This window comes from Halobacterium litoreum (assembly GCF_021233415.1).
GTDB lineage: Archaea > Halobacteriota > Halobacteria > Halobacteriales > Halobacteriaceae > Halobacterium > Halobacterium litoreum.
Genome location: NZ_CP089466.1, coordinates 1,598,966 through 1,620,320 on the forward strand (window position 1 = coordinate 1,598,966; position 21,355 = coordinate 1,620,320).

General features: G+C 70.2%; 23 protein-coding genes. 9 read left to right on the top strand and 14 right to left on the bottom strand.

Annotated features, from left to right (window positions below):
- Positions 1–113: 113 nt before the first annotated feature.
- Complete coding sequence (lhgO, locus tag LT972_RS08750) at positions 114–1,310, top strand: L-2-hydroxyglutarate oxidase (protein WP_232569549.1); 1,197 nt, start codon at positions 114–116, stop codon at positions 1,308–1,310.
- A 6-nt stretch (positions 1,311–1,316) separates the two neighbouring features.
- On the opposite strand, the gene LT972_RS08755 is transcribed toward lhgO, so the two are convergent.
- The 4 genes from LT972_RS08755 to LT972_RS08770 all read right to left on the bottom strand — a co-directional run bounded on the left by LT972_RS08755 (position 1,317) and on the right by LT972_RS08770 (position 4,080).
- Positions 1,317–2,078, bottom strand: coding sequence for a response regulator (locus tag LT972_RS08755; protein WP_232569551.1), 762 nt, complete (start codon positions 2,076–2,078; stop codon positions 1,317–1,319).
- A gap of 143 nt (positions 2,079–2,221) precedes the next feature.
- Positions 2,222–3,166: a winged helix-turn-helix domain-containing protein gene (locus LT972_RS08760; protein ID WP_232569552.1), complete on the bottom strand. Its 945-nt coding sequence runs from the start codon at positions 3,164–3,166 to the stop codon at positions 2,222–2,224.
- A gap of 56 nt (positions 3,167–3,222) precedes the next feature.
- A complete protein-coding gene (locus tag LT972_RS08765) occupies positions 3,223–3,717 on the bottom strand; it encodes a metal-dependent hydrolase (RefSeq protein ID WP_232569554.1) in 495 nt (164 codons plus the stop codon).
- A 105-nt stretch (positions 3,718–3,822) separates the two neighbouring features.
- The gene (locus tag LT972_RS08770; protein ID WP_232569556.1) at positions 3,823–4,080 is read right to left on the bottom strand and encodes a hypothetical protein; all 258 of its coding nucleotides are present in this window, start codon (positions 4,078–4,080) and stop codon (positions 3,823–3,825) included.
- 149 nt (positions 4,081–4,229) lie between these two features.
- Between LT972_RS08770 and LT972_RS08775 the strand changes: the two genes are divergently transcribed.
- From LT972_RS08775 to LT972_RS08800, 6 genes are all read left to right on the top strand, one after another.
- The gene (locus LT972_RS08775) at positions 4,230–8,138 is read left to right on the top strand and encodes a right-handed parallel beta-helix repeat-containing protein (protein ID WP_232569557.1); all 3,909 of its coding nucleotides are present in this window, start codon (positions 4,230–4,232) and stop codon (positions 8,136–8,138) included.
- 24 nt (positions 8,139–8,162) lie between these two features.
- On the top strand, positions 8,163–9,269 hold the full coding sequence (locus LT972_RS08780; RefSeq protein WP_232569559.1) for a M24 family metallopeptidase: 1,107 nt from the start codon (positions 8,163–8,165) through the stop codon (positions 9,267–9,269).
- A gap of 77 nt (positions 9,270–9,346) precedes the next feature.
- Positions 9,347–10,783 (top strand): MATE family efflux transporter, encoded by a 1,437-nt coding sequence (locus LT972_RS08785; protein WP_232569561.1) that lies wholly within the window; start codon positions 9,347–9,349, stop codon positions 10,781–10,783.
- A gap of 68 nt (positions 10,784–10,851) precedes the next feature.
- Positions 10,852–11,580 (top strand): zinc-ribbon domain-containing protein, encoded by a 729-nt coding sequence (locus tag LT972_RS08790; protein WP_232569563.1) that lies wholly within the window; start codon positions 10,852–10,854, stop codon positions 11,578–11,580.
- Positions 11,581–11,631: 51 nt separating this feature from the next.
- Entirely contained in the window at positions 11,632–12,300 is a 669-nt protein-coding gene (locus LT972_RS08795) for a phosphoglycolate phosphatase (RefSeq protein WP_232569565.1), read from the top strand.
- Positions 12,301–12,345: 45 nt separating this feature from the next.
- Complete coding sequence (locus LT972_RS08800) at positions 12,346–12,861, top strand: DUF7504 family protein (protein WP_232569566.1); 516 nt, start codon at positions 12,346–12,348, stop codon at positions 12,859–12,861.
- On the opposite strand, the gene LT972_RS08805 is transcribed toward LT972_RS08800, so the two are convergent.
- From LT972_RS08805 to LT972_RS08815, 3 genes are all read right to left on the bottom strand, one after another.
- Positions 12,862–13,185 (bottom strand): DUF5789 family protein, encoded by a 324-nt coding sequence (locus LT972_RS08805; RefSeq protein WP_232569568.1) that lies wholly within the window; start codon positions 13,183–13,185, stop codon positions 12,862–12,864.
- Positions 13,186–13,237: 52 nt separating this feature from the next.
- Positions 13,238–14,665 carry a phosphomethylpyrimidine synthase ThiC gene (gene thiC / locus LT972_RS08810; protein ID WP_232569570.1) on the bottom strand — a complete coding sequence of 476 codons (1,428 nt, stop codon included), beginning with the start codon at positions 14,663–14,665 and terminating at the stop codon, positions 13,238–13,240.
- Positions 14,666–14,752: 87 nt separating this feature from the next.
- Entirely contained in the window at positions 14,753–15,499 is a 747-nt protein-coding gene (locus LT972_RS08815) for a ribonuclease H-like domain-containing protein (protein ID WP_232569572.1), read from the bottom strand.
- A gap of 94 nt (positions 15,500–15,593) precedes the next feature.
- Between LT972_RS08815 and LT972_RS08820 the strand changes: the two genes are divergently transcribed.
- On the top strand, positions 15,594–15,911 hold the full coding sequence (locus LT972_RS08820) for an EthD family reductase (RefSeq protein WP_232569574.1): 318 nt from the start codon (positions 15,594–15,596) through the stop codon (positions 15,909–15,911).
- Here LT972_RS08820 and LT972_RS08825 read toward each other — a convergent pair.
- The 6 genes from LT972_RS08825 to LT972_RS08850 all read right to left on the bottom strand — a co-directional run bounded on the left by LT972_RS08825 (position 15,908) and on the right by LT972_RS08850 (position 19,415).
- The gene (locus tag LT972_RS08825) at positions 15,908–16,549 is read right to left on the bottom strand and encodes a helix-turn-helix domain-containing protein (protein WP_232569576.1); all 642 of its coding nucleotides are present in this window, start codon (positions 16,547–16,549) and stop codon (positions 15,908–15,910) included. The two genes, LT972_RS08820 and LT972_RS08825, sit on opposite strands and share 4 nt — an antisense overlap.
- Positions 16,550–16,801: 252 nt before the next feature.
- Positions 16,802–16,966, bottom strand: a complete 165-nt coding sequence (gene paaE, locus LT972_RS08830) for a 1,2-phenylacetyl-CoA epoxidase subunit PaaE (RefSeq protein WP_232569578.1) — start codon at positions 16,964–16,966, stop codon at positions 16,802–16,804.
- Positions 16,963–17,364: a 1,2-phenylacetyl-CoA epoxidase subunit PaaD gene (gene paaD, locus LT972_RS08835; protein ID WP_390226332.1), complete on the bottom strand. Its 402-nt coding sequence runs from the start codon at positions 17,362–17,364 to the stop codon at positions 16,963–16,965. Before paaD ends, paaE begins: the two co-directional genes overlap by 4 nt.
- A gap of 8 nt (positions 17,365–17,372) precedes the next feature.
- The gene (paaC, locus tag LT972_RS08840; RefSeq protein WP_232569582.1) at positions 17,373–18,155 is read right to left on the bottom strand and encodes a 1,2-phenylacetyl-CoA epoxidase subunit PaaC; all 783 of its coding nucleotides are present in this window, start codon (positions 18,153–18,155) and stop codon (positions 17,373–17,375) included.
- Entirely contained in the window at positions 18,155–18,475 is a 321-nt protein-coding gene (gene paaB / locus LT972_RS08845; RefSeq protein ID WP_232569584.1) for a 1,2-phenylacetyl-CoA epoxidase subunit PaaB, read from the bottom strand. Before paaB ends, paaC begins: the two co-directional genes overlap by 1 nt.
- A 1-nt stretch (position 18,476) precedes the next feature.
- Entirely contained in the window at positions 18,477–19,415 is a 939-nt protein-coding gene (locus tag LT972_RS08850) for a Phenylacetic acid catabolic protein (RefSeq protein ID WP_232569586.1), read from the bottom strand.
- Between the two features lie 83 nt (positions 19,416–19,498).
- On the opposite strand from LT972_RS08850, the gene LT972_RS08855 reads away from it, so the two are divergent.
- Positions 19,499–20,134 (top strand): helix-turn-helix domain-containing protein, encoded by a 636-nt coding sequence (locus LT972_RS08855; protein WP_232569588.1) that lies wholly within the window; start codon positions 19,499–19,501, stop codon positions 20,132–20,134.
- Here LT972_RS08855 and LT972_RS08860 read toward each other — a convergent pair.
- Positions 20,131–21,285 (bottom strand): PQQ-like beta-propeller repeat protein, encoded by a 1,155-nt coding sequence (locus tag LT972_RS08860; protein ID WP_232569590.1) that lies wholly within the window; start codon positions 21,283–21,285, stop codon positions 20,131–20,133. The two genes, LT972_RS08855 and LT972_RS08860, sit on opposite strands and share 4 nt — an antisense overlap.
- Between the last annotated feature and the right edge of the window lie 70 nt (positions 21,286–21,355).

The following is a 21,355-nucleotide window of genomic DNA, read 5'->3' on the forward strand; positions in this document are numbered from 1 at the left end:
GTGACAGCGCCGTTTAAAACTAGATTTCCCGGCACCCATCACCAATATTACAACACGGCGGCACAACCGAGTGGTCCGAAACGACTTCGGGGACGCGGGGCGAGTCGAGGCGTATGGAACACGACGTGGTCGTCGTCGGCGGAGGCTGCGTGGGCGTCTCCACGGCCTACCACGTGGCGTCGCGCACGGACCTCGACGTCGGCGTCGTCGAGAAGGAACACCACCTCGCGGCCCACCAGAGCGGCCGGAACTCCGGCGTCCTCCACCCGGGATTCAACTACGAACCGGGCACGCAGAAGGCGGAGTTCGCCGTCGAGGGGACGCGCCGGATGAAGGCGTTCTGCGCCGACCACGGCGTCCCCTGCGAGGAGGTCGGCGTGGTGGTCGCGGCGCGCACCCGCGAGGAGGAGCGCCGCCTCGACGACCTCGCGGCGCAGGCCGACGCGAACGGCGTCGACGCGACGGTCGTGGACGGAAAACGCCTCCGCGAACTCGAACCCGAAGCGGCAGGCCGCGCGGCCCTGCACTGCCCGGAAGCCGCCTCGGTGGACGCCCAGCAGTACGTCTACGCGCTCGCCCGAGAGGCCCGCGACGCGGGCGTCACCGTCCACCTCGACACCGAAGTCGAGGACTTGGAGCGCGCGAGCGGCGGCTACCGAGTGGAGACGGACTCGGGAACGTTCGAGGCCGGCGTCGTCGTGAACGCAGCAGGCCTGCACGCCGACCGCATCGCGCACTCCGTGGGGGTCGGCGAGGACTACCGCGTCGTGCCGTTCCGGGGCGAGTACTACGAGGTGCGCCCGGACCGCCGGGACCTCGTGAACTCGATGATTTACCCGACGCCCGACCCCGAACTGCCCTTCCTCGGCGTCCACTACACGCGGCGCGCCGACGGCTCGGTCATCGTCGGGCCGAACGCCGTGCTGGCGTTCGGCCGCGAGGCCTACGAGAACACCGACGTCGACGTGACGGACCTCCGGGACGCCGTGGGCTACGAGGGGTTCTGGCGGCTGTTCGCGTCACCGAAGATGCTCAAAGTCGGTGCGAGCGAACTCCACAAGTCGTTCTCGAAGGAGCGGTTCGCGACGGCGGCCCGGAAACTCCTGCCGGCGCTCCGCACCGACGACCTCGTGCCGAGTTACGCCGGGGTGCGCGCACAGGTCGTCTCGCGGGACGGCGAGTTGGTGAAAGAGCCGCTGTTCGTGGAGGACGCGAACGCCGTCCACGTCCTGAACGCGGTGTCGCCGGGGCTGACGTGCTCGCTCCCGTTCGGCGACCACCTCGCGGAGCGCGTCGAGGCACTGGCGTGAGCGCCGCTACTCGTAGACTATCGCCTGCGCGACCTTCCGCCCGCGGTAGTGGCCGGGTGCGGTCGCGACCGACGCGGGCTTCACGGTGCCGTCGACGGCCCTGACGCGGAACTCGCGGCCGGAGGCAGCCCGGTCGTTCCCCATCAGGTCGGCGAACCGGTCGAGGGCGGCGTCGCGGTCCTCGGGGTGGAGGAGGTCGGGCATCTCGTAGTCGCGGAGTTGGTCCACGGAGTCGGCTTCGAGGAAGTCGATGGCAGCCTCGTTGGCGTAGACGAGACGCCGCGACTGGTCGAACAACACGATGGGAATCGGGGCGGTGTCGACGAGGTTGTGGTAGCGCACCTCGGTGCGCTCGACGGCCTGCTCGAAGCGCGCGATGCGGACGGTGTTCAGCACGCGGTTGGCGAGAATCGCGTACTGTTCGGTGCCGCCCTGCTTCTGGAGGTAGTCGGTGACGCCGGCGGAGATGGCCCTGCTCGCTATCTCCTCGCTCCCCTTCCCGGTGAAGAGGATGAACGGAAAGTCGGGGTGGTCCTCGCGGACCGCTTCGAGGAGTTCGAGCCCCGTCATCCCCGGCATGTCGTGGTCGCTCACGATGCAGTCCACGCACTCCGCGTCGAGTGCGTCGAGCGCGTCCTCGGCCGCGGTGGCGGTGCGGACGGACAGCGACTCGGCCTCGCGTTCGAGGAACTCGGCTACCAACTCGGTGAATCCGGGTTCGTCGTCGACGTGCAGGACCGTCACGTCCGTGGGCGCGTGGTGTTGCATGAAATGTATAAACGCGTCTACTCGTCTTCGAGTGTGACTACAGACGGATAAAATCCGGGAAAGAGAACCTGAGACACTCTTTTTCTCTCTGTGATATCTTCCCGGTCGCGCCGAGAAACCGGCGTGCCGAGAGTGACAGAGAGTCAGTCGGCGGTCGTCGCGGACTCGTCGCCGTGCGCGCCGGCGCAACCGCGCTCCGTGTCGAGGACGCGCAGGTCGCCGTCGAGCGTGACGGTGAGTTGCTCGCCGTCGAGCGGGACGGTGACGGTGATTCGCTCGGGGTCGGTCTCGTACTCGGTGGTCTCGTCGGTGACACACCAGCGCAGCGTCCAGTGCTCGCGCGTGTTCAGTTCGACGCCGTGCTCGGCGTGGAACGCGACGACGGTGGAGTCGTCGAGGAGGCTGAGGCCGACCGGCGAGGAGATGGTGTGCTGGCACTGCGCGCAGGAGTGGTCGACGCGCACGTCGAGGCCGAGGCGGTCCTCGGTGTCGGGGACGACCGAGGTGTCCATGCGGCCGCCGCACTCGGGGCAGACGCCGTCGGCGGCGAGGCAGTGGAGGTGGCGGACGCGCTGGTCGAACGCCTGCGCGACCTCGGCGTCGGTGCGGTCCCGCAGGCCGCCCGGCGGGAACGCGTACCGGCCGTAGGTCGCGTCGCAGTCGGTGCAGTGGACGGCCAGCCGCTCGTCGGCGTACCGGCCTTCGAGGTCGCCGCCGCAGTCGAAACACTCGCCCGCGACGGGGAACGACAGCGAGACGCGGTCGGTGAACGTCCCCGCGAGGATGGCGCGAACGACCTTCTCGCCGGCGTACTGGAACTCGTAGCCGTCGTCGGTACTGCGCACGAAGTGTTCGGTGAGTTTCGAGAGGTGGTAGTTGAACTGCGCTGAGTCGCGCATCCCGACGCGCTTGCGCAGGTCGGAGAACGCGACGGGGTACTCGGGCGCGAGCCAGAGTTCCTGGAGAATCGTGATTCGCGTCTCGTTGCCGAGCAGCGAGAACGCCTCGGCGGGCGGGAGGCTCTCGCCGGGCGCGCCGGCCGCCGCCTCGAGAAGGTCGCCGTCGGCTGGGGTGTCGGAGCCGCTCATGTGGCCACGTTCGAGAAGTAGCGCCATAAGCCCTCCCACAAGCGATTTTCTGTAACTCAGTAGAGTGGTGTGGCGAGGAGCGCCGCCGCGGCGGTGGCAAACACGCCGAGGGCGAACAGGCCGCCGTTCCAGAGCCGGCTGTCCGCCGGCGTCAGGCCGAGCGAGTACCGCTTCCCCGACAGCGGCCAGAGGAATGCCACGCCCATCGGCGTGATGGCGTCCGCGGCGAGGTGCGCGAGGATGGCGAGCGCGGCGAGGCCGCCCGCGCCAGCCGCGAGCGTCGCGCTGGAGACGCCATCGACTGCCGAGACAGGAACGAGGGACGCCGCGCCGCCGACCACGGCCCCGACGAGGGCGGCGAACAGGAGGGTGTGCGTGACGCCGCGGTGGTCTATCACCGGGACGTTCTGGTCGGCGTCCGGGAGCGTCGTCAACACCCACACGAGCGCGCCGCCGCCGGCCGCCGCCGCGACGTGGCCGCGGGACGCCAGCACGTAGAGGACTGGCGCGTACGCCAGCAGCGCGACGCCGTAGTGTCCACTCCGGTACACAGGCGAGCGTGACCGCGAAGCCACGAGAAGGTTCCGGCCGCGCCCGGAGCCGCCCGACTGCCGGTCGCGCCCGGCGGCGTCGGGCTACCGCCGACTGCGACCCGCCTACTGCCGGCGCACCACGAGCGCCGCGCCGACGAGGAACGCGAGCAGGTACGCCGGGTGATTCTGAGCGTACACGGCGACCTCGGGCGCGGCGGCCGCAATCTCCCCGTTGCTCAGTGCGGTTCCGAACGCCTCGCCGCTCCCGTCACCGCCCGCCCACAGGGAGAAGTGCGCGACTGCGATGCATCCGAACGCGACGCCGATCAACTGGCGCGCGCGACCCGCGACGACGTCACCGACTGTCTCACCGAATCCCATCGGGCAGACGTACGCACGCCAGTAGAAAAACCCGGGGACATCGCGGCGTCGCAGGCGACCGTCGTGTCGACAAGTCGCAATTTCTCGGCGAGTCTCAGGACGCGAAGCAGTCAGAACGCCAACGCCGCCGCCGCTCGTCACTACTCGACATGTCCGGGTCGACCGTAACCTGGGCGGCGTCGTCGACCTGCTGGGTCGTCTTCGTCGCGCTGTTCGTCGCTGTCGCACCGGCGAGCGCCGCCGTCGGTCACGGCGCCGGCCCGGCACTGGACGACGCGAGCGCCGAGGCCGCGACCGCCGACCCGACGCTCGCCGTGACCGTCGAGGCGAACGAGACCGACGTCGAGGGCGCCGTCGTCGTGTTCTACGACGCGGACTGGACGCGCAATCGGACGCGCCGAGTGAACGCCTCGAGGACGGTTCGGTTCGCCGGCGTTCCGGCCGGCGACGGCTACGTCGAACTGTACGGGCCGGCCGGCGACTACTGGGGGACGCGAGCCGTCACCGTCGATGGCGACACGTCGGTCACGCTCCGCCGGAGCGCGCCCCGCGTCGCGAGCGTCGAGGTGGCGGACGGCGGCGACGGCACGGTGCCGGTCGGCGAGACGGCGACGGTGACGGCCCGCGTCGGGAACGACGGGCCGGAGCGCCCAGTTCGGGTGCGGATGGGTGTGGATACGGACGGCGACGGCGCTGCGGACGCGACGGTGACGCGGGGCGACAGGAACACGCGGGTTCCGCGAGGCGAGGTCGGCGATTACGGCTACGACGCGGCGGCGACGACGACCGGGCCCGTGAGCGTCCGCGTCGCCGTGCAGGCGCGCGTCGCGGGGTCGTGGGTGCGCACCGACCACACCGACTGGACGCCGGCGTTCACCGCCGTCGAACCGGTCGACGGAGCGAACGCGTCCGTGACCGTGCTGTCCGTCGACGGGGCCGAGCGCGGGGCCGCAGGGTTCGCGTACGACGGCCACGTGAACAGCGTCCGGGTGGCCGTCGCGGACGCGGACGGCGACCCCGTGACGCGGCCCACGCTCCCGCTCACAGTCGAGGTGCCGTCTTTCCTCGGAGGGACCGCGGAGACGACGCTCACGCACGAGGGAGACGGCGTCTACGCCGCGAACTTCTCCGGGAACCGAACCGCCCTCTCGACGCAGTACTGGCGGCTGTCGGTCGGAATCGACGACCGGACGCGCGTCGTCGAGGTGCCACTCGTGGACCGCACGGGCTGGCTGGAACGGCCGGTCCGGGGATGGGTCGACGACGGCCACCGGGAGCGCGTGCGCGTGACGGGCGAGAACTACACGGCGTTCCGGTTGGTGCGCGACGCCGACACGCCGCCGGACGAGCAGGCGGACCACGCCTGGCTGGTCCTGCGGGCCGACGGGACGCTCGTGCGCGAGGAGTTCGTGCGCCAGCGGGCCGCGAAGGCCGCGCAGGTGAGCGCCAACGTCGGCATCGACAGCGACGACGACGTCGAGTTGTACGGCGAGACGCTGCCGGACGCCTACGACGCGACGGTGACGTACGGCCGGGTCGGCGAGGCGTTGCTCGTCGTGCGCGACTCGGCGGCGGAACTCGCGGGCGCGGTGATAGCGACGACGGTGACCGGCGGGTCGAGCCGGTTCGCCGGCGAGTCGTTGAAGCAGGCGACCGGGCACGTCGCGAGAGAGCTGTTCGAGGACGTCGTGGAGAACTACCTGAAGGAGTCGGTCGTCGGCTCGGAGGTGGCGGAGAACCCGCTGGCGGCGGTCGAGAAGGCGATTCGACTGAAGGCGGAGGCGGAACTCCGGCAGTCCGCCGACCAGTCGCGTCACGCGGCCGCCGTCCTCCGCGACAGGGACGCCGGGGCGCCGTGGGCGTACGAGAACGCGACGCGGTACTGGACGCTGGTCAACGAGTCGAGCGTGGACGGCTACCTCTACATGACCGTCCGGGAGGAGATGCTCCCCGACGCCGGCGTGGAAGCGCAACTCAGGCAAGTGGGGAAGGCGGGGCTGGAGGGCGGCACGGGCGTCCCGATAGAGTTGCTGGTGACGCTGGTGAAAGGCGACCAGTTCGGCTACCTGTCGACGGCCGCGCGGGAGACCGCACTGCTCCGGGAGCGTCGCGCACAGATGGCGCGGGCGTTCGGCGACCGCGGGCGAGCCGCCCAGCAAACCGCACTCGAACAGTACGGGAACGCGACGGTCGTCTACGGGAGCGAGCCCGGTCGGCGCGCGTCGATTTCGATGGTGGAGGGGCCGACCGGCGAGTTCCGGGTCGGGGACCGCGTCTCGGCGTCGGTCGCGGTGACGAACACGGGGTCACGGGCGGGGACGTTCTTCGTCGGGTACAGCCCGTGGACGGTCGAGAACGGGAGTCGAACGTACTTCTCGAACCACGGGCGAACGGGTCGCGAACTGCGCGTGCCGGCCGGGAAGACGGTGACGACGGACGTGGCGTGGACGGTCCAGTCGGACGCGCCGCCGGGGTCGTACGGCGTCACCGTCGCGGCGTGGTCGCGGAAGCCGCCGGGCGACGACGCGCGGCGGCTGGCGAACGCGACGCGGCGGAACGCGTTCAGCGTCGTTCGGGAGCCGGCGGTGGCCGGCGTCTCCATCGACGTGTTGCGGCCGGTTCGGGTCGGCGAGCCGACGCGCGTCGTCGTGACGATGCGGAACGACGGGGACGAGCCAGTGACTCGAATCGTCCCTCTCGAAGTGACGGGGACGTACGTGACGTCGGGCATCGTCACGGTGCCCGCAAACGGCACGGCGACGTTGACCTACCGGCACACGTTCGACGCGCCGGGCGCGTACGACGTGGCGGCCGCCGGTGCCTCGACGACGGTGACAGTGCGAGAGACAACACCCCGCGAGCGCCGTCCGGGCGCGCCGCAGGCGGTGGACTCGTGTCGGGTCGTGGACGAACCCGGCCAGTACGAACTCGTCGCGGACCTCGACGGTTCGGTCGACGGCGCCTGCCTCCACGTCCGGGCGGACGGCGTGACCATCGACGGGAACGGGCACACGGTGTCGGGGAGCGGCGCGCCGGACAGCGTCGGCGTCCTCGTCTACAACGCCAGCCGCGGGGAGTCCGTGGACCGCGCGGACGCGCTGTCCGACGTGGTCGTGACCGACCTCACCGTCGAGGGGTGGGCCGACGGCGTCCAAATCGGAGACATCGCGGGGACGGCGACGAGCGCGACGGTGCGGAACGTCGTCGTGCGAGACAACACCGGGTCGGGCGTCGACCTGACCGAGGTGGAGAACGCCACGCTCGCGAACGTCACCGCGGTCCGAAACCGGTTCGGCGTCAGCGCCACCGAACTGTCCGACAGCATGCTGGTCCGGGTGACCGCGAACGAGAACGACGAGGTCGGCGTCGCGCTGTTCCAGGACGCGTACGGGAACGTTCTCACAGAACTGCGAGCGACCGAAAACGGCCCCGGGGGCTACGCGTCCAGCGGGCTCTACCTGTCGACCGACGTCGCCGAGAACGTCGTGACGGACGCGTACGTGGCGGCCAACCACGGCCCCGGCGTGTTCTTCTCGGACAGTTACCGGAACGTCCTCCGGGCGTCGCTCGTGGCGTCGAACGACGGTCCCGGCATCCGGGGGTACCCCGCGAACCGCGACGCGCTCCGGAACGTCACGGTCCGGGACAACGGCGGTCCGGCGCTCCTCACGACCGAGGGCGAGTTCGACGCCGACGGCCTGAAACTCGACGGCGTGGCGTCGCTGTCGTTCGCCGCGGAGTCGGTGACCGTGGACCGCGTCTCGCTGGACGCGCTCCCGTCGGCTCCGCCGGGCGGACCGGTCGGCGGGGCCGCCGTCGAAGTGACGAACGTCGCGGAGCGCGTCGACGTGACGCTCCGGTACGGCGAGCGCGTGGACAACGATTCGGTCGCCGTCTGGCGCTTCGACGGCGCGAACTGGGCTCGCGTCCCCGGCGTGTCGGTCGACCCGGCAGCGGGCACGGTGTCTGCGCCGGTGACGGCCGACGGCGTGGTGGTAGCGACGGCGATGGGAAGCGAGCCGGCGCGACCGCCAGCGGGCGACGAGACGGGGAGTTAAGACGGCGGCGACGAACCGTCGCACATGAGCGCGTTCGAGGACCGAACGAGGCGGTGCCAAAAGCGACTGCGGGAGCGGGACGCGGCGAGCGTGGTGTTGTTCCCGAGCCCGAACCTCTACTACCTCGGTGGCTTCCACGAGGAGCCCGCCGAGCGCCACCTGTTCCTGTTCGTGCCGGCGTCCGGCGACCCGGCGTTCGTCGCGCCGGAACTGTACGGCGAGCAACTGCGCGAGGCGACGTGGGTCGGGGACGTTCGCCTGTGGGCGGACGGCGACGACCCGACCGACCTCGTCGCCGAGACCGCCGCCGACCTCGACATGAACGAGGGCGAACTGCTCGTGGACCCGACGATGTGGGCGCGGTTCACGCAGGACCTCCGGGCAGCCATCCCGGACGCGGAGTGGGGGCTGGCCGACGAGGTCCTGGGGCCGCTGCGCGTCCGGAAGGACGACGCGGAACTGGACGCGCTCCGGCGCGCGGGCGAGGCGGCGGACGCCGCGATGGACGACGTTCGCGCGCTCGGCGAGGACGCGGTCGGGATGACGGAGGCCGAACTCGCGGAGTACGTCGCGGACCGCCTCGCGGCCCGCGGCGGCGACGGCACCTCCTTCGAGACAATCGTAGGGAGCGGGCCGAACGGCGCGAAACCCCACCACCACCGGTCGGACCGCGAAATCGAGCGCGGCGACCCCGTGGTGTGTGACTTCGGCACCGTCGTCGACCGCTACCCGAGCGACCAGACCCGGACCGTCGTGTTCGCTGGCGACCCGCCCGAGGGCTTCGGCGAGGTCCACGAAGTCGTCCGCGAAGCCCAGCAGGCCGCCGTCGAGGCGGTCGAACCGGGCGTCACCGCGGGCGAGGTCGACCGCGCCGCGCGCTCGGTCATCGAGAGCGCGGGCTACGGCGAGGAGTTCGTTCACCGGACGGGCCACGGCGTCGGTCTCGACGTCCACGAGGAGCCCTACATCGTCGAAGGGAGCGAGCGGGAACTCGAACCGGGGATGGTGTTCTCCGTGGAACCCGGCGTCTACCTGTCGGGCGAGTTCGGCGTGCGAACCGAGGACCTCGTCGCCGTCACCGAGGACGGCTGCGAGCGCCTGAACGACACCGACCGCGGCTGGCGGGCGTAGTACCGGCACTAACTTCCGGAACCCCCGTTCCGGGAAAGCACGCTTTTTGTCCGCGCACCACCGACCGTTCTAACCTCGTGGTCCCGAACCCGTTCAGTTGGCTGTTGCGCGCCATCGGCGTGGCCCTGGCCCGCGCCGGCCTGCTCTCCGAGCAGCGCGCGCGCCGCACCTCGGAGTTGGCGTGGCCGCGCATCGTCACCGGCGTCGCGCGCATGTCCAAGAGCGCCGCCGACGTGGCGATGGTCGGCGTCGTCCTCGGCAGTTCCGCCATCGCGGGCGTCGGGTACGCCGGCCCGTTCTGGGGGGCGGCGTTCAGCCTCGGCGGCGGTCTCGCGGCGGGCACCATCGCGCTCGTCTCCCAGCGCTTCGGCGCCGAGGCGTACGGCGAACTCGGGCAGGCGATTCGGTCGAGCGCCGCGCTCGTCGTCGCCGTCACCGTCCCCGTGGCGGTGCTGTTCTACCTGTTCCCCGTGGAACTCATCGGCCTGCTCACCGACGACCCGCAGGCCGTGACGTACGGCTCGGACTACCTGCGCGTCCTCTCGTTCGGCGTGCCGCTGGCGGGCCTGAACCTCATCGGGAGTCGCGCGCTCATCGGCGCGGACGACGCGTACACCGCGATGCTCCTGCGGGCGGGCGGCGCCGTCGTGAACGTCGGCCTGAACGCCGTGTTCATCTTCGCGCTCGGGATGGGCGTCGTCGGCGCGGCGCTCGGTACCGTCGTCAGCAACGTCGTCGTGGTGGCGGCGTTCGCCGTCGGGATGACGCGCGGGCGGCTGCCGGTCGTCGGCGCCTTCCCCCTCACCGTCTCGCCGTTCGGGAGTTACTGGAACCGCGCGGAGTGCCGAGACATCGTGGAAATCGGCCTGCCGGTAGTCGGTCGGAACTCCGTGTGGACGGCGGCGCGATTCCCGCTGCTCGCGTTCGTCGCGATGTTCGGGTCGCCCGTCGCCGCGGCGTACGTCGTCACGCGCCGCGTGTTCGGCATCATGAACGCGCCCGGCTGGGGGTTCGGGCTGGCGGCGTCGAGCCTCGTCGGGCAGGAACTCGGGAAAGACGACGAGTCGACGGCGGAGTCCTACGGCCGCGAAATCGTGCGCTTCTCGGTGGCGACGTACGTGCTCGCGGCGGCGCTCGTGGCGGTGTTCGCGCGCGACATCGTCGTCCTGTTCGTCGAGTCGCCGACCGAACCGAGTGTCCCCATCGCCGTCGACATGGTGTACGCGGCCGCCGCCGCCGTGATACCCCAGGGCGTGAACGCCGCCGCGGCGGGCGCGCTCGACGCCACCGGCGACACGCGGTGGCCGTTCTACGGGCGCGTCGTCGGGATGTTCGCGGGCGCCATCCCGCTGGTCTACCTCGGCGCGACGACGGACCTCGGCCTGCTCGGCATCTACCTCTCCTTTTTCGCGGAGTCCATCGTGCCGGGCGCCGTCAGTTACTACCGGTTCACCACCGGGAAGTGGAAGGCCATCAGTCGGGGCTACCGGCCGGACGCGGCGGCCGACGACTGACGCCGCGTTCTGTCCCTTGGCGTACCTGTCCCTAGATTTATATCGGATTGGTTGAGTCTTGGGAGCGCATGGCGTACTGTCCGAACTGCGGGGACGAAGTCGACGGGGGAGCCGCGTTCTGCGCGTCCTGTGGCGCGTCAGTCGACGGCGAACCGGCTACGGGGGAACAGACCGCGAACGAACCGAGTCCGGGGGGCGACTCGGGGTCCGACCGACAACGGACGGCCGACCGCGAGCGACCCACCGGCGACGGATCGACGCCACTCGGCCTCGGACTCGTCGCCGGCGTCCTCGCGTTCGCGGCGGGGTACGCCGTCACGTGGGTCCAGAAGTCGGGGGAGGCCTCGGAGACGCTCGGGCAACTGTCGAGTCTGGGGTCGTCGCCCGAGACGTGGCAGGCTGTCGGCTGGGTGTTCATGGCGATGCACAACGTCGCGCTGGAAGCCACGCGCTCCGGCGCCGGCCAGTCAGCGTCCCAGACGTTCGGTGCCGACGCAGTGCAGGAACAGTGGCTGTTGCTCGTGCCCGTGGTCGCGCTCGTGTTCGCGGGCTACTACGTCGCGAAATCCACGGGCCCGCGCCAGAGCAGTGCGAAAGCCGGTGCGTCGGTGGTGCTCGGCTACTTCGTCTGCGCCATCGCCATCGCGTTCCTGTCGACGTGGACCTTCTCGACGAGCACGTTCGGGCAGACTGTCAGCCTCAGCATCGGCCCGAAACTGATCGAAGCGGCGGCCATCGCGGGCGTCGGCTACCCCGTCGTGCTGGGGGCGGTCGGCGGCGTCCTCGCCGACTCCTGACGGGCGGCGCGGACTGGCGACTTTTTACGCGGCGAGGTCCTCCGAGTAGCCATGACCGCGCCGCTCGCCGTCGACATCGACGGCACGCTGAGTCGCGCCGACCGCTCCATCGACAGCCGCGTCATGGACGTGCTCCGCGAGTGGGACGCGCCCGTCGTCATCGCGACCGGGAAGGCGCTCCCGTACCCCATCGCGCTCTGCCAGTTCGTGGGCGTCGAGGAGCGCGTCATCGCGGAGAACGGCGGCGTCGCGTACGTCGACGACGAACTGTTCTACTTCGGCGACCGCGCGGCCGCCGACGAGGTCGCCCGCGAGTTCGAAGCGCGCGGCCACGACCTCGGATGGGGCGACTCTGACCTCGTGAACCGCTGGCGGGAGACCGAACTCGCCGTGAGCCGCGAGCGCCCGCTGGACGTGCTCACCGAACTCGCGGAGGACGCCGGGCTCGGCGTCGTCGACACCGGGTTCGCGTACCACGTCAAGAGCGACGGGATGAGCAAGGGCGCGGCGCTCTCCACGGTCGCCGCCGAACTCGACTTCGAGCCCGAGGAGTTCGTGGCGGTCGGCGACTCCGCGAACGACGTGGAACTGTTCGAGGCCGCCGGGCAGTCGTTCGCCGTGGCGAACGCCGACGACGCCGCGAAGGCCGCCGCCGACACCGTCGTCGAAGCGTCCCACGCGGACGGCTTCCTCGCGGCCGTCGAGCGCGCGACCGACTGACGGCCGCCACAAGGGTTATTCTGAACCGCCGCGAGCGCCGACAGTATGAGCGACGAGGGAACCACAGCGACGACCGGCCGAGTCGCAGATGCCGACGGCGGGTCGACGCTCGTCGTCGGCGCCGACGGCCACGAGGCGGCGTGCCGGACGCTCGCCGGCAGCGAAGACGCCGGCACCCAGCGCATCCGCGTGACCGGCCGCGGGCCGACGACGGGCGCGGTCGACGCCACCGACCTCTACGACGCCGGCGTCTACGACGACCTCGACCTCGCGGCGGCCGGGACGGCGGTCACGGACGTCCTCGATACGGTCGAAGCGGCTGCGGCCGAGGCCGTCGAACGGTTCGTCGTCTGCGTCGACGGCCTCCCAGAACCAACCGACAGCGAGGACCGCGAGCGCTTGCTCCGGTTCCTGCACGCGGTCACGCGGCGCGTCGCGAACGCGGGCGGCGAGTGTCACGTCCACGTGCCGGCCGAGCGCGACGACGCGTTCGCGACGACGGTCGCGCCGCTGTTCGACGACGTGGTGGACGCGCGGGACGCGGCGTCCCCGAGCACGTAGTCACGCGCCGACTAGCGAACGAAGCCAGGCGACGATGCCGACGCCGTCGCGGCGCTCCTGCTCGAAGGCCTCGTGGAGTTCGTCCAGCAGGTCCTGCCGGGAGTCGAAACGCCGGCGACCCGTCCGTTCGAGGACGCTCGACAGCGCCACGCCGTGGCCGTTCGGGGCACAGAGGACTTCGGGGTCGCCCGTCGCGTCGACCACGTCCTCGGGCGTCGCCGGGAACGAGAGGTCGGCGTCCGCGAGGTGTTCGTCGACGGCCGCGATGCCGAACACGTCGGGGTCGCGTCGGTCGCCGCTGTCCGTCGGTGGACGCGCTGCCATGCGCGGCCGTAGTGGGGTGTCGGGCAAAAAATTTCGGCCCGCCGCGGGCGCGTCAGTCGTCGTCCGTCTCCGCGGTATCTGTCCCGGCGGCGTCCGCGACGGGTTCGGCGTCGTGGGTGCCCGTCGGCGGGCGGTTCACTTCCGCTGCGGGCGACGTCGAGAGGTCCGTGTCGCCCTCGATTGTCTCCATCTCGCCGTCGGCGTCGCGCGTGTCTTGGTCGATGCGCATCGAACAGAACTCCACGCCGCACATCGAGCAGAAGCGCGCGTCCTTGTAGTTGTCCCCGGGGAGCGTCTGGTCGTGGAACTCGCGGGCGCGCTCGGGGTCGAGCGCGAGCGAGAACTGGCGCTCCCAGTCGAAGTCGTAGCGCGCCTCCGAGAGCGCGTCGTCCCAGTCCCGTGCGCCGGGACGCCCTGCGGCCACGTCACCCGAGTGCGCGGCGATGCGGTAGGCGGCCATGCCGTCGCGCACGTCCTCGGCGTCGGGGAGGCCGAGGTGCTCTTTGGGGGTGACGTAACAGAGCATCGCGGCGCCGTGGCGCGCGGCCTCGGCGGCGCCGATGGCGCTCGTGATGTGGTCGTAGCCCGGCGCCACGTCCGTGACGAGCGGGCCGAGCAGGTAGAACGGGGCGCCGTCACAGACCTCCTGCTGGCGCTCGACGTTCTCCGCGACTTCGTCGAGAGGGACGTGGCCGGGGCCCTCGACCATCACCTGCACGCCCTCGTCCCACGCGGTGCGCGTGAGTTCGCCGAGCGTGTCGAGTTCCGCGAACTGGGCGGCGTCGCCGGCGTCCGCGAGCGACCCCGGACGGAGGCCGTCGCCGAGGCTGAACGTCACGTCGTGCTCGCGGAAGATGTCACAGATGTCCGCGAAGCGCGCGTAGAGTGGGTTCTGTTCGCCGTGTGCTTCCATCCACTGCGCGAGAATCGACCCGCCGCGGGAGACGATGCCGGTGGTGCGGCCGTCGGTGAGCGGGAGGTGTTCGGCGAGCACGCCGGCGTGAATCGTCATGTAGTCGACGCCCTGTGCGGCCTGTTTCTCGATGACGTCGAGTAGGAGTTCGGGCGTGATGTCGGCCACGTCGTCGACGCGCGTGACGGCCTCGTAGATGGGGACGGTGCCGATTGGGACCGGGGAGCGCTCGACGTTCGCCTCGCGAATCGCGTCCAGGTCGTCGCCCGTCGAGAGGTCCATCACGGTGTCCGCGCCGTAGTGGACGGCGGTGTGGAGTTTCTCGAGTTCGTCCTCGACGCCGCTGGTGGTGTCGCTGTTGCCGATGTTGGCGTTGACCTTGGTGGCGAACTCCCGACCGATAATCATCGGGTCGAGGGCGTCGTGGGCGCGGTTCGCGGGAATCACGGCCTGCCCGTCGGCGACCTGCCGGCGGACGAACTCGGGGTCGCGGTGTTCGCGTTCGGCGACGCGCTCCATCTCAGCGGTGACGGTTCCGTCGCGGGCGTGCTGTAACTGCGTCGGCATCAATTACTCAGTTGTACCACTAAATAATAAGTGGCGGTGGTGCCGCGACTGGACGACCGAGAGTACGGAGAATCGCTTCGCGGGCGCTCAGACGTGCGGCTCGAACAGTTCCTCGTGGAGGCGACCCGTCACCGTGTCCAGTAGCGTCTGGAGGTTCTGCGTGTCGTAGCGGTTGTACTCCACGAGGCGGTCGAGGGCGGCCTCGTCGCCGTCCTCGTAGCGGTGCCAGAGCCGGACGGCCTCCCGGCCGTCCACGTCCATCCCGTCGCGGTCGATGCCGAGGTCCGTCTCTATCTGCTTGAGGCCGCCCGAGAGGTCGAGGCGCTTGCAGAGGTACATCAAATCGAGGTGCGGGGCGTCGACCGAGCAGTCGAAGTTGTGCTCCACGAACGGCTGGTCGAAGCGCTTCCCGTTGAACGACACCACCATCGAGGCATCGAGCAGGTCCGCGAGGTTCTCGCTCGTCAGGTCGTCGCCGCGCACGAGCGTCGTCGTCTCGCCGCCGCGGTGGACGCTCACCGTCGTCACGACGCTCGAACGCTTGTCGAGGCCCGTCGTCTCGATGTCGAAAAAGGCCACGTCGTCGGCGACGTTCTCGTAGAGCCGCCAGAGTTCGTTGTTCGGGAGCGCCTGCCCGAAGAACGCCGTGTCGCCGTCGTCCAGCGCGGTCCGCGCGTCCGCGATGAAGGAGTAGATGTTCTCGGCGGTGGCGTCCCCGACGCCGGGACCGCTCCCGTCGAAGTCGTCCCAGTGCGTGACGCCGTTCGCCCAGAGGCGGCGCTCGGTCGTCTCGCCGACGCCGGGCGCGGGGATGAAGGAGTTCTCGACGCGCATACCCGGCGAGTCGGCGGGCGCGCTACAAAGGCCTCGCGGTTGGCGCGGAGCGCGGTCCCAAAACGGGAAGGCCCCCGGGCGCGCACTCCCGGGCATGGTCAAGATGGTCCAACTGCTCGTGAAGCGAGACGACTACACCCACGAGGAGTTCGTACAGCGCTGGCGCGGCGAGCACGCGGCGATGGCGAAAGACCTGCCGAACCTCCGGAAGTACGTGACCGCCGTCCCGAACGACCCCGAGCGGTCGAGCCACGACGGCGTCGTGGAACTGTACTTCGAGGACATGGGCGCGCTCGCCGAGGCGTTCGACTCGGAAATCGGCGAGGCGGTGCAGGCGGACGCCGCGGAGTTCGCGGACATGGACGCGGGCGAGACGCTGTACGTCGAGGAGCAGGTGGAGTTCGAGGCCTAGTCGAAGTTCGTCCGCACGAACGTCGAGACGCCGCGGCGGAGGCGCTCGCTGGCGGCCTGCGTGGAGACGCCGAGTTCGTCGGCGACGTCCGAGAGCGTGGCGTCCCGCGGCACCTCGAAGAACCCGGCTTCGACGGCGGTCTCGAGGGCTTCGCGTTGCTTCGGCGAGAGGCCGTGTTCGCCGCCGAAGTCCGGGTCGTTCTCGCCGTAGACGCGCCGGAGCGTCGCGTCCACGCCCTTCGCTTCGAGTTGCGGGCGGAACGCCGAGAGGCTCTCGCGGTCGGGGAACCGCATCCGGACGTGCAGTCCTTCCTCGCCGGAGGTGACGCCGAGCCGGGAGGCCTCGAGGCGGTCGTCAAGCGGGTACAGCGCGAGGTCCGTGGCGGCGCTCACTTGGACGCGGTAGAGCCGCCTGTCGCCGGTGTCCTCGACGACGCTGAGGTCCGCGACGGTGTCGTCGTCCTCGCAGTTGGCTTCGAACCGGTCGAAGTCACCGCCGGTCGCCCACAGGAACAACACGGGTCGGTCCGGGTCCGAGGCGGCCGCGTGCTCGACGTCGAACTCGACGCCGGTGCCCTCGAGGGCGTCCATCATCGGGAGACCCGGGTGGCTGAGTGTGAACTCGGCGATGACGCTCATGGCACGGTCGATGTGCCGGCGACTGAAATATCACTTGGTCGTCAAAATCGGCGGGCCAGAGGCAGTGGCCGCCGAACCGGTGTCAGAGGCACGTCCACCGGGCGACGCGGAGGTCACCGGTGAACAATGAGTAGGACTACGTGGGTCGTACTGAAGGTATCCCTTTTGCAGTCAGGCATTTATATACTACCGCTAACGCAAGTTCATTCATCCTGAACGCCCGACGACAAGAAGGCGGTTCGGTCGGCCGACTCAGCCGAACCGCTCGAAGGGCTGGTCGCAGTCGTTGCAGTAGTGCATCGACCGACAGAGCCCCGGCCCCTTCGGGTGGTCGCGTTCGGTCTCAGTCGAACCGCAGTACGGACACTCGACGCCCGACTCGCCCGACGTGGTGGTGCTCGGGTCGACGCCGGTCATACGCTCAACCCGAACTCGCGGAGTTGCTCCTTGCCCGATTCGGTCACCATCTCGACGGACCACGGCGGCGAGTACCGAATCGTCACGTCGGCGTCCAGAACCCCGGACGCCGTCATCGCCGCACAGCGCACGTCGTTGGTGAGCACGTCCTTCGCGGGACAGCCGGTGTACGTCAGCGTCATCTCCACGTGGGCGTCCTCGCCGTCCACGGCCACGTCGTAAATCAGGCCGAGGTCGACGATTGAGACGGGCATCTCGGGGTCTTCGATCTCGCGGAGCGCGTCCCAGATTTCGGCCTCCGTGCCGGTCGCGTCCGTGCCGGTCTTCGGGTACTCCTCGGGCACCTCGCCGTCCTCGTAGTCGGTGTACGCGCAGGCCTCGGAGCCGGACCCGGTCATCCCCGAACTCACGCGTTCTCACCCCGCAACTCGGCCGGCCGGTCGAAGTCGAGTTCGCGGTACGTCGCCGTGAACTCCTCGTGGAGGTCGAACCAGTCCTGGGTGTGCGTGCCGTCCCGGCCAGTGGCGTCCGGCCGGTCGGCGTCCTCGGGGTCCGGCACCACGAAGTCGAGGGACTCCAGATACGGCACGACCTCGTCCAGCCAATCCGAACGCAGGTCGCTCAGCGACCGCGTCCGAACGCCAGATTCGACGATACTGTCTTCGTGTTCAGTTTCATCGAACAACGTGAGCGCGTACGGGAACAGCCGGTCGATTGCGGCCTGCGTTCGTTCGTGGGACTCCCCCGACCCGGAGAGCCGGTCGAGCCACGACTGCGCGTGCTCGCGGTGGTACCCCTCTTCGCCCTGCACCTTCGCCACGCGGTCGGCGATGGGGTCGTACGACGACTCGGCGAGCGCGTCCATCCGCAGGCGCTCGGCCACGTCGTAGAGGTAGCCGCGGACCACGGTGTCAGCCCAGTCGCCGTCCGGCGTCTCCAGTTCCACGAGCGTGCTGTGGACGAAATCGGCGGGGTCGCGCTCCCACACCAAGTCCGCCTCGGCGTAACCGAACTCCTCCTGCAGGAGGTCGTACCAGAGTCGGGCGTGCCCGAACTCGTCCTGGGCGATGTTCGCGAGCGCGAGGTCGGCCTCCGGCGTCGGCGCGTAAATCTGCCACTCCGTGTACCGCTCGGCGAGCACGAACTCGTCGTCCGCCAGCCGCAGGAGTTGGGCTTCCGCGGGCTCCATCAGACGTCACCCCGCTTCTGTGCGGCCTCCTCCTGTTCGGCCTCGCTCTCGGCGACCTCCTCGGCGAAACTCGCGTCGATGTTGTTGTACGTAATCGCCCACCGGTAGGCCTTGTCCGTGGTGCCGCCGAACTCCGCCTCGTCGGCGTCCACCTCGCCGATTTCGTCCTTCGGCGCGACCCACAGCGAGTTCGTCTGCATCCGGCGGCCGTGCTGGACCTGCGCGAACATGAGCGCCATCTCGCGGTCCGGCGCGTGGACGTTCCCGCAGTGCGTGTGTCGGTCCCCCGCCTCCTCCTGTCGGAACACTTCCCAAATCATGTCAGTCGGCGGCCGCGGGCGTGTCCCCCGCGGTGCCCTCCCAGTCGTCCATCGACGCGCGCACCCACTCCACGGCCTCGTGTCGCTCGCGCCGAGTGCCGATCTGTTCCTCGCTGCCCTCGTAGTCGTTCTTCGAGATGGTCCAGAACTCGTCCCAGTCCAGGTCGTCCTCGCGGACCGCCATCGTCCCGTCGTCGCGCTCGAAGATGCGCGGGTACTCCGGGATTTCGAGGCCGTACTTCTCGGCCTTCGGCACGTACATGTTCAGGAACGAATTGCGGAGTTCGTCGTTCGAGACGGTCTTCAAGCCGACCTGCTGGGCGAAGTCGTCGTGGTGGGACTCGTCGTTCGTCGGCCCGAAGAACTGGAGGATGCGCGGCCACCACTCGTCGAAGGCCGCCTGCGTGCGCTCCTGGTTTGCCTTCGAGGACGTCATCAGTTCGCGGAGGATGTCCTCGCCGTGCTTGACGTGGAACCCCTCCTCGAAGCAGACCTTGTCCATCGCGTGGGCGTAGGGCTCCCAGGAGGTGTTCTTCAGCGTGGCCTGCCGGCGCATCGCGCCGCCGTCCACGAAGAAGTCTATCATCGGCGCCTCGTACCAGTTGTCCACCGGGTAGTGGAAGCAGTTGAGGAACTTCCCCTCGCCCGCTTCGAGTTCGTCGAGCATCTGCTCCCGGGTTTTCACGCCGAGCGTCTCCGCGGCGCGGTAGAGCAGTTGGGCGTGCCCGATTTCGTCCTGGCACTTCGCGGTGCAGGCGAGCTTTCGGTCGAGCGAGGGTGCCATCCGCGTGAACTGCTTGTCGAGGTAGCCGCCCATCACTTCGCTGTTCGCGTGGAACTGAATCATGCGCGTCGCTGCCTTCCGGTACTCCAGCGGGAGGTCGTCGGCGGGACTGAACTCCCGGGGGCCGGCGCGCTGTTTGACCGCCTCGATGTCCATGTAGAATAGTGAGGGACTCGACGGGGTAGTCGTTCACCCGTCCATGCACGGGGTTCAAATGCGTCGGCGCCGAAGTTACTCGCGTGATAGACGAGTGCCTGTTCGTCGAGTTCGGCGTGCAGGGCGACGACTGCCCGCTCGCCGACGCCACCCGCGAGACGGGCGCGAGCGTCGACGCCCACCCGCCCCAACTCCGGGCCGACGGCTACGCACTCCTCCAGTTCTCCTCCGCGGACGGCGACGACCTCGCCGCCGCGCTCGACGCCGACGAACGCGTACGCTACCTCCACGTCGCGCGCGACGACGACCGCTACACGTACCGCTGTCTCTCCAAGCACCTCTGTGTCGTCCACGAACTCGTCAGCGAGGGCCTGCTCGTCGACAGCCTCCACTACCGCGGCGGCGACGCCCGCTTTACCGGTGCCGTCGTCGGGCAGGACGTGCTTCGCGGCGTCCTCGACACCGCCGGCGACACCGTCGGCGTCACGCTCGAACGCGCGTACCCAATCGGGGAGCGCGGGGACGCCGCGATGCCCGACCGCTGGGGGCTCACGCCCGCCCAAGCCGACGCCCTCCAGACGGCCTACGACATGGGATACTTCTCGGTGCCGCGGGACGCCGACGCGAGCGACGTGGCGAGCGCGCTCGACGTGTCCAAATCGGCGTTCCTCGAACGCCTCAGAAGAGGGCTCGCGCGACTCCTCGGGGAGACGATTTAGGCGGGGTCGATAGCCGCGAGCGTCGTCCCGAGCGGCGCGTACACTCGGTCGCCGACCACGAGCGGTTGTCCCGCCCCGGCCACGGTGGTGTCCGCCCCGACGGACGCGCGCCATCGCTGTGTGCCGTCGGCGGCGTCGAACGCCGCGAGTGCGTCGGGAAGCGCGGCGTACACCGTGTCGCCGCCGACCGCGACACCGCCCGCGCCGTCGGTCGATTTCTCCCACACCGGGTCGCCCGTCGCCGCGTCGAGAACCGCGACCGTCGACCCCGCTGCGAACGCCACGCGACCGTCCGCGTACGCGACGCTCGGCGCGAACGAGTCGCCGCCGCCCTCGTACGTCCACTGTCGCTCGCCGGACGTCCGGTCGACCGCGTAGACGGTGCCGCCGGCCGCCACGTCCCGCGCGTAGACGTTGTCGTCGCCGACGACCGGCAGGTCGGAGCCGCCGGGGATGTCCAGTCGCCACTCGAACTCGCCGTCGACGAACGCGGCCAGTCCCGGCCCGGCGCGAGCGTAGACCACGCCGTCCGCGACGCCGATTGCGTTCACGCTCCCCGCGTCGGTGCGCCAGCGCTCCTCGCGGGTCGCCGGGTCCAACGCGAGGACGCGCCCGTCCCGCGTCACCGCGTACAGCGTGTCGTCCGCGACTGTCGTCGTCGGCGCGAACGCCCCCGACTGTCCGAACCGCCACGTCGTGTCGCCGGACACCGCGTCGGCGGCGACGAGGCCGTCGTCGGCGCTGGGCGCGTAGACGCTCCCGTCGTGGAACGTCGGCGTGTTCGCCTGCGTCGGTTCCCGGCTCCACCGCGTCGACCCGTCGGCCGCCGCGAACGCCTCGAGCGTGCCCACGTCCCCGTGGAACAGCGTGTTCCCGGCGAGCGTCGGGCCGTACATCGAGAGGCTGCTGAGCGTCGTCGTCCACGCCACGCGACCGCCATCCTCCGGACCGGTCCCGCCGGCGGCCTGCCCGCGGTTCCGGGGGCCGCCGCCCGGCGACGGCCACGCCGGGCCGTCGAACGACGGCGAGTCCGGTTCTGGAGCAGTCGTGTCGCTCCCGCCGTCGGTGCCGCCCGAGAGGGCGGAACAGCCAGCCACAGTCCCTGCGAGCGCCGACCCGACGAGGGCCAGCGCGTCTCGTCGTCCAACCATCGCTCGAATCGGCCGACCGCGAGCACTTCGGGATTTCGGTCCGCACACAGTTATCACGCTCCGCCGGGAA